This window comes from Candidatus Neomarinimicrobiota bacterium (assembly GCA_021734025.1).
Classification (GTDB): domain Bacteria; phylum Fidelibacterota; class JAANXI01; order JAANXI01; family JAANXI01; genus JAANXI01.
In genome coordinates, this window is the sequence record JAIPJS010000007.1 from 31351 (window position 1) to 46871 (window position 15521).

Consider the following 15521-nt stretch of genomic DNA (forward strand, 5'->3'; position numbering starts at 1 on the left):
TAGATGAGATTGGGATAAAATATAACCAAATCGGGATACAGGGATGAATGAACTATCGATTGAGGAAGAACGGGAGTTGGTTTCCCGCGCCAAAGAAGGCGACAAGAAGGCGCTGGCAAAGCTCGTGGATGCCTACCAGGAGCCGATTTATCACACGGCGCTCAAGATGACCAAAAACGAAGAAGATGCAGAGGATGTTTTACAGGAGACGTTTCTGACCATGGTGGAAAAGTTGTATCAATTTCGGGCCGATGCCCGCCTGTATACATGGCTCTACCGCATTGCGGTCAACAATGTGTACAAGCGAACCCGGACAACCCAAAAACACGAAGCCATGGATATCGACGATCCGGACGTGCAGCAGATCCACGGTCAAAACCTGAGCGAGTGGCCGGAGACGGGCGAACTGTTAGGTGAGCGGGAATGGATTCGTGACGTGCTGGCCGATGCCCTCAACGAATTGCCGGAAAAGTACCGGACGATCTTTGTACTCCGGGACATCCAGGGGCTCTCCATCAAAGAGACACAGAACATCCTGGACATCTCCGAGAGTAATGTGAAGGTCCGCCTGATGCGGGCCAGAAACTATCTGCGTGAACAGCTCTCCACATCATTGGAAGAGGGGGTGCATTATGAATAAATCCCACAATCACCAACAGACGTTCCAGAAATTATGCGACGATATCAGCACCGATATCGATGCCGAACTCTGCGATGAGGTGAAAGAACATCTGAAGGACTGTCCCGATTGTCAGGTGTATGTGGATACGCTCCGTGAGACGGTGTATCTCTACCGTGGTGCAGCAAAACAGGACGAGGATGAAGGTATCCCGGACGACGTATCGGATCGGCTGTTCAAGGTGCTGAAACTTGATAAAATCCGTGAAGACATAAAAGGAGACTCACTATGAATGAAAACACAACTGATCGCGTACTTCGTGTCATTATTGGACTGGTTCTTTTAGCGATTGGCATATTTGGATTACAGGGTACGCTGGCATGGATTCTTGGAATTGTCGGTGGTATCCTTGCGGTGACCGGACTCACCGGTTTTTGCCTGCTGTATAAGCTGCTCGGGATCTCTACAAAAAAGGCCACCGAAAAGTAGGACCGCTGAATGTTGAAGCAACTGACCAGACTGCAGGCGACGCAAAACTAACATCGACAAAGCATCGGGATTTCTGAGATAGTGGAAGAGACACGCTTTGCGCTAAGCACAAACGACTATAAAAATCTGTCCAATGATTCGTTTGGCCAGAGCCATTACTTTCAGGTCTATCGGATAACCGGTAACGACGAGGTGACGCTGGTCGATACCCTGGAAAATGTATTATTTATGCAGGCTTGTGACATCCAGGGGCGTGCCGAACATCTGCACGGGTTGCTCAGCGAAGTTCCCTATCTGATGGGGCACGGGTTTGAGGAGCAAATTCAACAAAAACTCACCAATTCGGGACACGTATTGATAGAAGTGAAGCCGGGGAAACTGGATCATGTGTTGGAACAGATCAAAAACGGGGAATTGTTACCGGGTCAAACCAAAAGGAACTGAATACAGTGAAATACTTGCAAAATCCATGGATTAAATTTTCCCTTGTCATTGTAGTGGCCGGATTATTCCTCTGGCAGGTAACGGGGAAAACGTCGGACGCAGCCAGCGCGGCGGATTTTACCCTGACGAACCAGCATGGCGAAGAGATTAGTCTCAGCGATTACCGGGGCGAGGTCGTCATCCTGGACTTTTGGGCAACCTGGTGTCCACCGTGTAAGGCCGAGATTCCCGGCTTTGTGGACCTGTACGAAAAATACGGAGACGAAAATCTGGAGATCATCGGGATATCTCTGGACCGGGATGGCTGGAACGCGGTTCGTCCTTTCCTGGAGGAATACGACGTGAACTATCCGGTGGCGTTAGGCAATCAGCAATTGGTGGAGCAGTACGGGAATATTCGGAGTATACCTACAACGTTTGTCATTGGAAAAGACGGGGAAATCCGGCGGAAATATGTGGGCTTCCGGGAGGATGTAGTATTTGAGCAGGATTACCGCGAATTTGTTTCCGAATGAAATGTGAACGCTCTTGAGACGATTTATATAACAATTCAACGGCAGTAAACGAACGACAGGCGTAGATGTTGAAAACATTTACGCCTGTTCTCATTTTTAATAATAATTTTTGTCTTTTTCTCTTTGGGTATAATTAAACAGAACCCCAATCCACCGGATCGCCGGAAGGATATTTCCGGGAAATTGTTTATATTTTCAACAGCTGAGAACTGAGCACCCGTCCTAAAACGGTTTAAAGAGGAGGCTGGGCCCGGAGATAGGATTTGGATTACAATGAGATTGCTTCGGAATCAAAAAGCGTTATTTAAAAAGGGTTGGTACAAAATTTGAAGTTTTATTTACACAATTCAGACCATTTTTATTCCGGAGTCTTTATCACCGGGCCTGAAATTTTCGAGATGTAATACATTCAACGCCATGATGAAAGGAGCAAGTTATGGCAAATATATTTGACAAGATGGCAGCCATCCGATCAGATATTTGCAGCGAACGAAGCCTGTTACTAACGGAAAAGGGCGATGAACAACTGGATACCGTCACCGTGAAGCAAGCGCACGGCGGTATGCGCGGCGTAAAAGCGATGATCTGTGATACATCGCTAGTGGAGCCGGACAAGGGATTGATAATCCGGGGCTACCCACTCCTGGAGATTAAAGATCTCTGGCCGGAAGATGTTTTTCTCCTGTTATTGACCGGGGAAAAGCCGACGGAGGAAGATCGGGCGGATCTGCTGAAGGAATATGATAAGCGCGCCGAGATACCCGATCACGTCTGGGATGTTCTGCGCGGGATGGCAAAAGACAGCCATCCGATGACCATGCTCAGCACCGGAATTATGGCACTGGAAAATGAGAGCGTGTTTGACGAGAAGTATAACGAAGGCGTGGAAAAGACCGATTACTGGAAGTACTACCTGGAAGATGCGTTGAATCTTCTGGCGAAACTACCCGGCCTGGCTGCGGGCATTTATAAAATCCGATTTGACAAAGGTGAGCCGGTTGGCTGGACAAAAGGGCTAGACTGGGGCGCCAATTATGCCAAGATGCTTGGCGTGTCGGACAAGGAAGACTTTACGGAACTTATGCGCCTCTACCTGATGTTCCACTGTGACCATGAAGGCGGTAACGTGTCGGCGAATACGTGCCACACGGTCGGATCAGCGCTGTCGAACGCGTATTACTCTGTTTCCGCAGGATTAAACGGTTTGGCTGGTTTCCTCCACGGGATGGCCAACCAGGAATGCCTGGGCTGGATACTGGAAGTCATGGATAAGTTCGACGGTACACCCAGTGAAGATCAGCTGCGCGATTTCGCCTGGGAAACTCTGAAATCGGGTAAAGTAATTCCCGGATACGGACATGCCGTATTACGCGTAACCGACCCACGATTCAAGGGTTTTCTGGAATTCGGTAAAGAACATCTGCCCGAAGATCCGGTATTTAAAACAGTGCATCACGTCTATAACGTGGTGCCTGATGTGCTTAAGGAATTCTCCGAAGAGCGCGTGAAAGCCGGCAAAAATCCGATCGGTAATCCATGGCCAAACGTGGACGCCGGATCCGGATCACTGCTCTATCATTACGGATTAACGGAATTCTCGTACTACACCGTACTGTTCGGGATCAGCCGGGCCATGGGGATGCTCTCGCAGCTCGTGCTAAACCGTGCACTCGGGGTTCCGATTACCCGTCCGAAATCGGTTGGGACAAATTACATCAAGAATAACGTCTGACCGAAATCGAAATACGCTGGTACGAAAAAAGGCCGTCGCAAGGCGGCCTTTTTTTTATGTTTGCGGGGCAGGATTTATAGAAAATCCATCCTTCTGTTTTATTTCATGAAAATTAAATCCTAACTTCTATACGTTTTCAATGAAACTGGGATAACAGAATTATGTGCTCTGTGCCAAAGCTCATATATGGTTTAAAATGAACAGGAATTCCTTTCTTACCAGCCTCCGGCAGCCTGCCGAAAAACTCAGCCTCTGGTTCCGACACCAGTTGTTCCCGGCATTCGGCTATGCGTTGAAAGATTTTTTCATCACCGACCGGGTGCCGAACCTGGCTGCCAGTCTGGCGTTTTTTACGCTGCTCTCGTTTATCCCGCTTGTCGTACTGATAACCGCAAGTTTCGGGTATGTGATGGAGAGCTCTGAAGTGGCATATCAACAGGTGTTGGACCTGTTGACCCAAATCGCACCGCATTCCGTCTCCAGTACCTTTCCAATGATTAACGAACTCATCTCCCTCCGGTTTACGGCCGGGTGGATTGGTGCATTGGTGTTGCTCTGGGCCGGCAGCCGGGTGTTTGATATCCTGGAATCTTCGCTGAACCGGGTCTGGACCCTGAGAGAAGATCGTCCGTTCCTGAAGAAGACCGGCTTAGCCCTGGTGCTCGTGCCGGGGATGGCGCTGTTCCTTGGGGCATCACTGGGATTATCCACGCTTTACAGTATTTCGCAAAAATTTGAGATCCCATGGCTGGATGTTCGGCTGGAAGATATTCCGGTGTTCTGGAATTTAATCGGCAATCTTATTCCGATTATCGTGAGTGTGATGGGATTTTATATCGTATACCGGTTGATTGCCGCGGCAAAAGTGCATCCCAAAGATGCCCTCATCGGAGCGCTGACGGCTGGGCTTCTCTGGGAAATCATTAAGCGCGGTTACGACTATTGGGTTTCCAATATCTGGCAAGTCAGCGCGATTTTTGGTGGACTGGGGACTCTGGCAGTGTTTGTCATCTGGGTGTACCTGTCGTGCATGATCCTCCTCTTCGGCGCCGAAGTGGCGTACAACTGGCAGCTGGTTGAGGAAGGCCGGGAGGACGATTACGGCTATTTTGATCCAGAGTGAGTGTGGTGATACATTCCTATATGGTCACGGGACGCTTTCATAGGGATTAAAAATTTGATCGTGATGTTCAGTTAAAGCAGAGAAAGGAGAAGGGAGAAAGCAGAATGGAGCTATCCTGTATGTAATCGTTCATGGCTCTTTCCGGTCTCCTGTCTCCGATCTCCCCTATATACCCTTATACCCAAATTCCTGGTTTTTTCCGATGTCAATCTGGAAACGTTTTTATATATTGCATGAAAAGAGGAGAACCCGGGAGGAGAACGACCATGTACGGATTTTGTCATATCGAGATTCCTACCACAAATGTCGAAAAGTCAAAACAGTTTTATGAGCAGGTCTTCGGGTGGGATACCGAAAGCATACCGGATATGAATTATACGACGTTTACGCCTGAGGATGGGCCGGCCGGCGGATTTCGGACTGTCGACTCCATTGATGACTCCAAGGGTGTGCTGGTGTATATCCAGGTGGAAGAAATAGAGGAAATGTTGGATAAAATCGCTCAGCATGGTGGAGAAATTCTCAAGGAGAAGGATGCCGTCGCTGATATGGGATGGGAGGCGCACTTTGCCGATCCGTCCGGTGTCGTCATGGGTATTTGGGAGGCAAAGGAAGAGGCCGATTCCGAATAAATCTTCCGGGCATGTGTAATTTGTAGCGATCGTATCCCGCCAATCACTCGAATCCGGTTGGCGGGATTTTTATTGATTTTTTACTTGACCGACCAGTCAGTCAAATTTATATTGCTATCGTTATGGTGCCCAAACGAGTCGATAAAGAAGCCCGAAGACGTACTATCCTCAACGCGGCTATGGAGATTTTCTCAAAGAAAGGGCTTGCGGGTACAACTATCCAGGAAATTGCTGAGCAGGCCGAGATAGGCAAGGGAACCGTCTACGAATACTTCGACAGTAAGGATGCTATCCTCGCTGGCGCCTTCGATTATCTTATGGAGGAAATGAGTTCATTTTTTGTTCGGGAAATCCGGGGCGATATGTCACCGGAAGAAAAGCTCCGGAGTTTTTTCCAGGGTATGACACAATTTATGGGAAGCACCCACGGTGATGTCGCTGAAATGCTGCTTGTCTTCTGGGCTGAGGGTATTCTGGAAAGTCCGGTGAATAACGCAGGGGCGGTACCCGGGAGTTTTGATCTGGAATCGATATACACCGAGTACAGTGCCATTCTAACGGACATTATCAAAGAGGGAAAACGAACCGGCGATTTCCGGTCTGACGTTAACAGCGAACATCTGGCGGCCGCTATTATCGGTTCGCTGGATGGGTTAATGCTGCAGTGGGTGATCTACCAGAAGGATTTTCCGTTGGAAAATATTGCTGAATCGTACGTGGATATGGTGTTGAAGGGGGTACAAGCGCAATGAGGGATTTCCAGAGATTCGATGGGCTTCCCATCGCTGGGAGAAAATGTAATTTTTGGAACTGGAGTTCGATTATGCAACGAGTTTTGTTGGGAATTGTGGTAACACTGGTTATGGTGGCAACGGTGACCGCCCAGCAGCCGGATGCCCGGGAGATTGTCCGGAAAATAGATCGGCTGTACCGGAGCGAGTCCAGTTATGCGGAGATGGAGATGCATATCGTCACGCCGCACTGGGAACGGACGCTGCGGATGAAAACCTGGACCCAGGGAACGGAGAAGACGTTTATCCGGATTACCGCACCGAAAAAGGAAGCGGGTACGGCGACACTACGCATCGGGAACGAGATGTGGAATTTCTTGCCGAACACGAACAAGGTGATGAAAATTCCGCCGTCGATGATGATGGGCTCCTGGATGGGATCGGATTTTACCAATGATGACCTGGTGAAGGAGTTTTCGTTGCTGGAAGATTATACCTTCGAACTTATTGACCCTGAAGATGCGGAAGACGGGTACCTCTACATTCAGGCCGAACCGAAGGACGGTACCCCCATCATCTGGGGCAAACAGATAATCAAAATCCGGGCGGAAGATTATATCCCGGTTCGGGAGGAATATTACGACGAGGGCGGCACTTTGATGCGGGTGATGAACTTTAAGGATATTACTACTTTCGACGGGAGGCAAATTCCGGCAGTGATGGAACTAATTCCGCAGGAGGAAGAAGGCAAAAGAACCGAGCTGCGGTATCTGGACGCCGAGTTCAACACCGACATCGATGACAATATTTTTACCCTCCGCAACCTGCGCTCCTACTAATTGATAGAATACGGATAAATAATGATTAAACACCGAAGTCACTGAAAAAAAATTAAACACTGAGAGACACCGAGAAAACCACCGAAAAGCACTGAATATGACTGAATTGCTCTATCAGGATTTAACGAAGAAAATTCGGCAGGCGGCGTACGACGTCCACTCATATTTTGGCGCCGGTTTTCTGGAAAAGGTGTACGAAAATGCATTGGTTTACGAGTTGAAAAAGTCGGGAGTATCCTGCATATCTCAGAGAAAGATAGACGTATATTACGAGGACAAAATCGTCGGAGAATATTATGCCGATATTTTAGTCGAGCGCAAAATTATAATCGAATTAAAGACGGTTGCAGATATCCAAAAAATCCATTTGGCGCAATTGAAGAACTATTTGAAGGCTACGCAGTTCAAACTGGGATTATTGATCAATTTCGGTAGCAGTAAGTTACAGTTCAAACGAGTGGTCTTATGAATCGGGCGGTTTTTACAAAGTTTTATTGTTTGTTTTGTGCTTTTCTCAGTGTTTTCGGTGTATTTCGGTGTTTAATATGAGGGTACTCTAAACATGTTTAAAATTGCCTTCAGAAATATTTTCCGGCAGAAGCGCCGCACGATTCTGACCATGTTGACCATGTTCGGTGGTTTTGTGCTGTCGGCGTTTTCTATCGGATATGCCGACGGGACCTATTCCTATATCATCGATCTGTTTACCCGGAATCAGATGGGACACGTCCAGATTCATCAGGGCAATTACCTGGACCGGCCTTCCCTGTATAAAACCATCGAAGATTACGTAAACGTAGGCGATACTGTTCAGGCCGTTGATCGGGTGCAGGAATGGGCGCCGCGACTCTATTCCTCGGGGCTGGCGTCAGTCGGAGATAAAACCGCCGGTGTACGCGCGATCGGCGTTGATCCGCAGCTGGAGCATGCGGCCACGGATTTCCGGGATAAGGTCAAACAGGGGCGCTACCTCTCGGACGAACCCTCCCACGAGGTGATGTTGGGTACAGGTCTCGCGGATATACTAAACGCTGAAGTCGGCGATACCACAGTCATCGTATCCCAGGGAGCTGACGGTTCCATCGCCAACGATCTGTACCACGTTGTGGGCATTGTCGACCGGGGCGACCAGATGGAAAATCGGACGGGCTATTTTCTCCATTTGAAGGATGCGCAGGAGCTGTTTGTCCTGCCGAACCAGGTACATGAGATCATCGTAGTCGCCAACAGTATCCATGGCGTCCGGGAGATAGCCAGAACCATCGACGGCGCACTCAACAACGAAAACCTGCAGGTCAAACCGTGGATGGAGATCGCCAGAACCTTTTATAAAACCATGATGGCCGACCAGCAGGGGATGTGGATTATGCTCTTCGTTATCATCCTCATCGTGGCCATTGGTGTATTGAATACGGTACTGATGTCCGTACTGGAACGGACCCGTGAGTACGGCGTGCTAAAAGCCATGGGCACCCGGCCCAATGAGGTATTCAGAATGGTCCTGTACGAAGTGTCCATAATGGCCGTGTTTAGTGTGATACTCGGCGCATTGCTGGCTATAGGACTGAACTCCTATTTCTCCATTCACGGCATCCCGCTGCCCACGCCGCTGGACTGGGGTGGCATCCAGATCAATTGGATGTATACGGAGAACAGTCTGCGAAGTATTACGCTACCGACAATCACCGTGATCATCACTGCGCTGATCGTCAGCGTTTTTCCCGCAATTAAGGCGGCGAGAATTGCACCGGCGCAAGCCATGAGAATGCACTAGGGAATCGGATATGGGCATATTTATCAAACTGGCGTGGCGTAATCTCTTTCGGAATAGTCGCCGGACCATCCTGGCGAGTCTGGCCATCGGGGTGGGACTGGCGGCGCTAATCTTCACCGATGCGCTGGTCAAAGGCATGGAAGACAATATGATCCAGTCCGCCACTGCATCGTTTCTCGGCGAGGGACAAATCCACCGGGAAGGCTACCGCAAAACCCAGGAAGTGGAAATGACCATCGCCAACCTGGACACGGTCATCCGGCAGCTGGACAATTCGGATATCGTGGCAGAATACACCAGGCGAATGATGTCTTTCGGTATGGCGACCTCGCCGTCCAATGTGCAGGCTGTCAACATTGTGGGGGTGGATCCTGCGCAGGAACAGCCCCTCTCACAAATTGATGAAGCTGTTGTGGAGGGTAATTATTTTATAGGAAATAATTCCAGAGATATCCTGATCGGTAAAGAGCTGGCGGAAATTCTGAAGGTTGAGCTGGGCAAGCGCCTGGTGGTAACCCTGGCGGAGGCGGAAACCGGTGACCTGGTCCAGGAGATGTTTCGCATTTCCGGGATCTTCCGGTTCGGCATCGATGAAATGGACCGTGGGATGGCGTTTATCCGTCTGCCCAAGGCGCAATCAATGTTGGGACTCCAGGGTGAAGCACACGAAATTGCTATTAAATTTTCGCAGCAGGGTATCGGGCAGGATCAGGATAATCCGTTCTGGAGGCAGTTCTCGAAATACGGCAACGAAGCCCTTGGATGGATCGAACTGCAGCCGCAACTGGCATCCATGATGGAATATTCCCGGTTCAGTACGTTCTTCGTTGGAATAATCCTGTTCGGCGTGGTGGTGCTCGGCATCATCAATACGCTGTTTATGTCGCTCCATGAACGGATGTTTGAGTTTGGCGTTCTCAGGGCTGTTGGCACCAAACCGGTCGAAATGGGAAAACTTATCGTGTACGAGGCGGCGGCGCTCTCGGTGGTAAGTATTATAGTCGGTATAGTACTTGGTTATCTTATTACGTGGATTACCATGGTAAACGGCATCGACTATACCGGAATCCAGTTTGCCGGCGTCACCTTCCGGAAGATGCTCTATCCGGTGATGACTTGGCGCCAGTTCGTGGAATACCCGGTTTACGTATTCCTGTTCACGTCAATAACCGGACTCTATCCGGCTTGGTATGCTGCCCGGATGCAGCCGGCGGAGGCGATGCGGAAAAGCTTCTGAAAAACGGGTATAAGGGTATATGGTATAGGATTATGTCGATTCCTAATCCTAATCTTAATCATAATCTTACTCTTAATCAGAATTGTTTAAGAGGGAAAGGCAGTATGTAGAAGGGGAAACTTGTTTGTTGTTTGTAGTCGGTTGTTGGTTGTAGGAAAAAATAGCAGTGCTTTGAAAGGAAATTGAATGCTTATTAATGATTTGCCTCAAAACAACTAACAACTAACAAAAAGCGGCTGAAGCCGCGACTACCAACACTAAAACTATAACAACCCTTGAGCACTTTGACACTAAGTAAAGGATGTAAGGCTCATGACCTCATCACAAACCGACAACGTCATCGTCACAGATGGCGTGGAGAAGACCTACGAAGATAACGGCGTGGCTGTTCACGCTGTACGGGGGATCGATCTGACTATAAAAAAGGGCGAATTCACCGCCATCGTCGGTCCATCCGGTTCCGGGAAGACCACTTTTTTGAATGTCGTCTCCGGTCTGGATACCGCTTCGAAGGGCAAAATCTGGCTGGACGGGAATCTGGTTTCAGAGATGAGCGGGAAAGAGCTCTCCGACTTCCGCCGGGATCACATCGGGTTTATCTTCCAGGCGTACAATCTGATTCCGGTCCTCTCTGTGGAGGAGAACGTCGAGTATATCATGTTGCTTCAGGGCGTGCCCAAGGAGAAACGCCATCACCGGGTCCTGGATATCCTCGGCCAGGTCGGGCTGTCCGGCTTCGAAGATCGACTCCCCACAAAACTCTCCGGTGGACAGCAACAGCGCGTGGCAGTAGCCCGGGCGATGGTGGCGCAGCCCTCCATGATTCTCGCTGACGAGCCGACCGCCAACCTGGATAGCGAGACAGGCTCCGAACTGCTGGACATGATGCGTGACCTGAACGAACAGACCGGCATGACCTTCGTCTTTTCAACCCACGACGAACTCATTATGGAGCGGGCCCGGCGGCTGGTCAGGCTCAAGGATGGCCAGGTGGACAGTGATGAAGTCCGGAGTTAAAACTATGATGCGCAGACCGCTCCTTCTGCTGCTAACAATTCTTTTCCCAGCGATGGGAGGAGCTGTCGATGGCCTGGAGTTCAGCGGATACTATAAAAATTTTTTCGTGATTTTCAATCCGCCTGAGTACTACAGTGCTCCACCAGGGGTTCCGGAGCAAAAAGTCCGGGGCATGGTGACCAACCGGGTACGGTTGAAATTGTCGTATCAGTTCACCGACGGTGTCGGATTTCATGGCGCGTACAATTTCGTCCCCCGGGTTCAGGATCCGGGACTCTTCAATCAGTCAATGTTACTCTCCTCTAACGTGAATCCGGAACAGTATCGCGCGTTCGATTTGAACCGGAAGGTCTATCCGCACCGGGGGCAATCGCAAAGCGTCGGCCTGTATCAGAACCTGGATCGGGTATTCGTGAGCGTCGCGCTGGAGAACGCCGACGTCTACATCGGACGCCAGGCCATTGCCTGGGGCAGCGCACGGGTGATTAATCCCACCGATATTATTGCACCGTTTACCTACGAGGAATTAGACACCGAGGAACGCACTGGTGTGGATGCCATCCGGGTTCGGATTCCCATCGGGTTCATGGGAGAATTTGACTTCGGGTATGTTGCCGGCGAAGATTTTGCCTTCGACGAAAGTGCCCTGTTTGCCAGGACGAAATTTTATGCCATGGAGACTGATGTCTCTCTGCTCCTGCTGGAGTTTCAGGAACATCTCCTGCTCGGCACGGATTTCGCCAGATCGCTGGGCGATGCCGGTTTCTGGTTAGAAGCGGCGTATGTGCTGAACAGCCCTTTCGATGATCTCACCTTTCAGAATGTGGATAACTATTTTCGCGGTTCCATGGGATTGGATTACAGCTTTACCGGGAAATCCTACGGCTTTATCGAATACCATTACAGCGAAGCCGGTATTAACGCTGAGCAGAATTACCTGGATCTCTTCTCAACTCCTGCGTATCGGGATGGCGCAGTTTATCTCCTGGGGAAAAGTTATATAGCGCCGGGTTTCACCTATCAATACACACCACTTATCTCACTAACGGGCCAGGCACTGTACAACACCGGTGATCGCTCTGTTTTTCTGGCACCATCTCTGGAATATAATATTTCACAGAATGTCTACCTCGGCGCCGGCGCCTTCTTTGGCCTTGGTCGCCGACCTGAAATTTCCACAGAACGCATACCTCTTCTCCGCTCCGAATTCGGCGCCTACCCGGATATGTATTATACGTCGTTTCGGGTGTATTTCTGACTTCAGTGCTAGAGTGTTCAAGTGTTTTGGTGTTCGAGTTATTTCTTGATCTTACCCGTAATTTTAACTCTGTGGTCATCCGTTGTTTCTGCGTTCACCGACTTGTCGGGGACTGCGTGCTATTTTGCCGTTTTCACCTTGCCATTTTCCCGGATTTTCCCTATTTCTGTTTCCTGAATTTTCCACGCATTTAACAACTGAGAGAGACTATGGCCTGCAATTATTCCAAGTACGATCAGCACCTAGAGCAAATGCTGTCGGAGATGCTAAATGACCAAAATAGCTCCGGGCGGCAGCCCTTCGAACTGCCCGGGACACCAAGGCAGTATGCGCCGGACCGGGAGGTGGATGTTACCCACATTAAACTCACTCTGTCCTTTGAAATCAACAACCAAATCATGTTCGGCGAATGCGAAACACAATTTACCGCCATCCGGGACGATTTGTCGCGGTTAACGCTCGACGCGGCGGAAATGGAAATCCGGTCGGTCCGCGATTCCGCCGGAACATCTCTGGAATTTGAGCACACCGGATCCAAACTTATTATTAATCTGCCAGAGAAGTTAGAGGCCGGAGGCGAGTCCACAGTTCTCGTCGAATACAAAGTGGTTGAACCCCGGCTGGGACTCTATTTCGTCCTCCCGGATGATGATTATCCGGACAAGCCGGTGCAGGTCTGGACCCAGGGTCAGGATGAAGACTCCAAGTACTGGTTCCCGTGCTTCGATTATCCCAATGAAAAGGCCTCCAGCGAAATCATTGTCACCGTGGACGAAAAATATTTCGCGCTCTCCAACGGAAAACTCCTGGAGACGACTCATAATAAGGAATCCGGCGAGAAAACCTATCACTGGAAGCAGGAAATTCCTCACGTGTCATACCTCATCAGTCTGGTGGTGGGCGAGTACGTGGAACACACCGATTATTACGAGGATATTCCTGTTTCTTATTATGTGGCACCCGGCATGGAAGAAGAGGGTGCACGCTCGTTCGGGAAGACGCCGGATATGGTCAAATTTTTCTCGGAGAAGCTGAATTTTAAATATCCGTACGAAAAATATGCCCAGATCGCTGTGGAAGACTTTGTTTTCGGCGGGATGGAAAACACCACGGCGACCACCCAGACCGCGCTGACGCTCCATGACGAGCGGGCACACCTGGATTTTGAGAGTGAGCCGCTTGTAGCGCACGAACTGGCGCATCAGTGGTTCGGCGACCTGCTCACCTGTAAAGAATGGAACCATGCCTGGCTAAATGAGGGTTTTGCTACCTATTTCGAGGCGCTCTATCGAGAGCACGATAAGGGCGATGATGAGTTTCGGTACGCCCTGCATGAGAACGCCACCCGGTATTTTGGTGAGGATTCCAAAAAATATCGCCGGCCAATTGTGGTTGATAAATACCGGGAACCCATCGATGTGTTTGATCGGCATCTCTATGAAAAAGGTTCGCTGGTGCTTCACATGCTTCGATGCGAACTGGGTGACGAGACCTTTTGGGATGTAATGCACCATTACGTTACAAAGCACCAACAGCAGAATGTGGAGACCATTGATCTCATCCGGGCGATTGAGGATGTAACCGGCCGTAATATGAAGAAATTTTTCGACCAGTGGGTATTCGGCGCCGGCTATCCTGAGCTGGAGGTGAATTACACCTGGAATCCGGATGAAAATGGCGATTCGGGGACGGCAAAGGTCATTGTGAAACAGACACATGAAATCGAGGATGACACCCCGCTATTCGACTTTCCGGTGGAGATACGGTTTGTGCTGCCAAAGGATGAAGTCTCCGAGTCTCTCAGGATCAATGAAAAAGAACAGGTTTTCTATTTTAATCTTGAGCAGAAGCCGGAGCAGTTTCTGTTCGATCCGGAGTACTGGATACTTAAGCAGACAAAACTCCAGGTGCCGCAGGAACTGCTGCTTTCCCAGTTGATGAACGCCACCGATGTAATGGCCCGGATAGATGCAGCGCAGGCGTTGAAAAAGGATCCGTCGGCAAAGGTCGTGGATGCGTTGGGGAAGGCATTGCAGGAGGAAGAATTTTGGGGGGTGCAGGCGGAAATCGCCAAGGTTCTGGGAGGAGTAAAAACGACCAGAGCACGAGACCATCTCATCTCCGCCTTAGATCTCGAGCACCCTAAGACCCGTCGGGCGGTAGTTCAGGCGCTGGGGAATTACCATGATGCAGAGACGGCAGAGGCCTTGAGTCCGCTGGCGAAATCCGATCCCAGTTATTTCGTCGAATCGTCGGCCAATACATCACTGGGAAAAACCAGAGCGGATGGCGTGTATGAAATACTGAAGTCATCCCTTGGAAAAGAATCTTTTAATGAAGTTATTCGCTCCGGCGTCTTCAATGGGTTCGCCGAACTCAAAAATGATGAGGCGATCGGCGAATTAGTATCCTTCACTCAGCGAGGTAAATCTCCACTCGCCCGCGCAGCCGCTGCAGTTACTCTGGGAAAAATGGGCGAGGACGACGACACGGCAAAGCGGCGCCTGTTGGACCTGTTGACACCCGAAGAGCACTTCAGGGTGAAAATGAGTGTCCTGGCTGGATTACAGCATTTAAGTGATCTTGGAACCGTAACCAAACTGAAGGATTACGCCGAACAGGAGGGTAACGGGATGCTGAAGCGGACGGCATTGTTAGCCGCCCGGACCATTCAAAAGGGCCAACAACAGAGCAAAGCCGTTAAGGAGCTTCAGGATGAGGTGGAGAAATTGCGGACGGAACGGATGTCACTGGTTGATCGGCTGGAAAAAATTGAATCACAATTAAACAATGAAAAGGAGAAATAGTTTATGCGCATCAGCATCGAATATTGTAACGAGTGAAACTATCTCCCAAAAGCCGCCGGTCTGGCGGAAAACATATTACAAACCTTCGGCACCCGGATTCAGGAACTGACCTTGCTGCCTTCCGGGGGAGGCGTCTTCGAAATCGAATTGAACGGAAGCCTGGAATATTCCAAGAAACAGACCGGATCGTTCCCAGGAGAAGATGCAATCATTGATATGATCCGCCAGCGGTTGTAACTGATCGGAATCCGAAAAAAGTGAGTATACAATGCATGGTACAGAGAGATAAAGGGTATGGGTATAG

17 protein-coding genes are annotated in these 15521 nt (G+C 49.8%); all 17 read left to right on the forward strand.

Annotation, left to right across the window (positions count from 1 at the left end):
* Window positions 1-43: 43 nt before the first annotated feature.
* The 17 genes from K9N57_09355 (at window position 44) to K9N57_09435 (ending at window position 15454) form a co-directional block, all read left to right on the forward strand.
* A complete protein-coding gene (locus tag K9N57_09355; GenBank protein MCF7804383.1) occupies window positions 44-640 on the forward strand; it encodes a sigma-70 family RNA polymerase sigma factor in 597 nt (198 codons plus the stop codon).
* Window positions 633-911, forward strand: coding sequence for a zf-HC2 domain-containing protein (locus K9N57_09360; protein MCF7804384.1), 279 nt, complete (start codon window positions 633-635; stop codon window positions 909-911). Before K9N57_09355 ends, K9N57_09360 begins: the two co-directional genes overlap by 8 nt.
* Entirely contained in the window at window positions 908-1108 is a 201-nt protein-coding gene (locus K9N57_09365; protein ID MCF7804385.1) for a DUF2892 domain-containing protein, read from the forward strand. Before K9N57_09360 ends, K9N57_09365 begins: the two co-directional genes overlap by 4 nt.
* Window positions 1109-1189: 81 nt before the next feature.
* On the forward strand, window positions 1190-1552 hold the full coding sequence (locus K9N57_09370) for a hypothetical protein (GenBank protein MCF7804386.1): 363 nt from the start codon (window positions 1190-1192) through the stop codon (window positions 1550-1552).
* Between the two features lie 5 nt (window positions 1553-1557).
* The gene (locus tag K9N57_09375) at window positions 1558-2067 is read left to right on the forward strand and encodes a TlpA family protein disulfide reductase (protein MCF7804387.1); all 510 of its coding nucleotides are present in this window, start codon (window positions 1558-1560) and stop codon (window positions 2065-2067) included.
* A gap of 436 nt (window positions 2068-2503) precedes the next feature.
* Entirely contained in the window at window positions 2504-3799 is a 1296-nt protein-coding gene (locus K9N57_09380) for a citrate (Si)-synthase (GenBank protein ID MCF7804388.1), read from the forward strand.
* Window positions 3800-3995: 196 nt separating this feature from the next.
* A complete protein-coding gene (locus K9N57_09385) occupies window positions 3996-4922 on the forward strand; it encodes a YihY/virulence factor BrkB family protein (protein ID MCF7804389.1) in 927 nt (308 codons plus the stop codon).
* 266 nt (window positions 4923-5188) lie between these two features.
* Window positions 5189-5554, forward strand: a complete 366-nt coding sequence (locus K9N57_09390; GenBank protein ID MCF7804390.1) for a VOC family protein — start codon at window positions 5189-5191, stop codon at window positions 5552-5554.
* 122 nt (window positions 5555-5676) lie between these two features.
* Window positions 5677-6306 carry a TetR/AcrR family transcriptional regulator gene (locus tag K9N57_09395; protein ID MCF7804391.1) on the forward strand — a complete coding sequence of 210 codons (630 nt, stop codon included), beginning with the start codon at window positions 5677-5679 and terminating at the stop codon, window positions 6304-6306.
* Window positions 6307-6377: 71 nt separating this feature from the next.
* On the forward strand, window positions 6378-7124 hold the full coding sequence (locus tag K9N57_09400) for an outer membrane lipoprotein-sorting protein (protein ID MCF7804392.1): 747 nt from the start codon (window positions 6378-6380) through the stop codon (window positions 7122-7124).
* A gap of 97 nt (window positions 7125-7221) precedes the next feature.
* Entirely contained in the window at window positions 7222-7593 is a 372-nt protein-coding gene (locus tag K9N57_09405; GenBank protein MCF7804393.1) for a GxxExxY protein, read from the forward strand.
* Between the two features lie 93 nt (window positions 7594-7686).
* Window positions 7687-8898 (forward strand): ABC transporter permease, encoded by a 1212-nt coding sequence (locus tag K9N57_09410; protein MCF7804394.1) that lies wholly within the window; start codon window positions 7687-7689, stop codon window positions 8896-8898.
* A gap of 10 nt (window positions 8899-8908) precedes the next feature.
* Window positions 8909-10135 carry an FtsX-like permease family protein gene (locus K9N57_09415; protein MCF7804395.1) on the forward strand — a complete coding sequence of 409 codons (1227 nt, stop codon included), beginning with the start codon at window positions 8909-8911 and terminating at the stop codon, window positions 10133-10135.
* Between the two features lie 312 nt (window positions 10136-10447).
* Complete coding sequence (locus tag K9N57_09420; protein ID MCF7804396.1) at window positions 10448-11152, forward strand: ABC transporter ATP-binding protein; 705 nt, start codon at window positions 10448-10450, stop codon at window positions 11150-11152.
* 4 nt (window positions 11153-11156) lie between these two features.
* On the forward strand, window positions 11157-12410 hold the full coding sequence (locus K9N57_09425; GenBank protein ID MCF7804397.1) for a hypothetical protein: 1254 nt from the start codon (window positions 11157-11159) through the stop codon (window positions 12408-12410).
* Window positions 12411-12619: 209 nt separating this feature from the next.
* Complete coding sequence (locus tag K9N57_09430; GenBank protein ID MCF7804398.1) at window positions 12620-15217, forward strand: M1 family metallopeptidase; 2598 nt, start codon at window positions 12620-12622, stop codon at window positions 15215-15217.
* Window positions 15218-15220: 3 nt separating this feature from the next.
* Window positions 15221-15454 (forward strand): Rdx family protein, encoded by a 234-nt coding sequence (locus K9N57_09435; GenBank protein MCF7804399.1) that lies wholly within the window; start codon window positions 15221-15223, stop codon window positions 15452-15454.
* Window positions 15455-15521 lie beyond the last annotated feature (67 nt).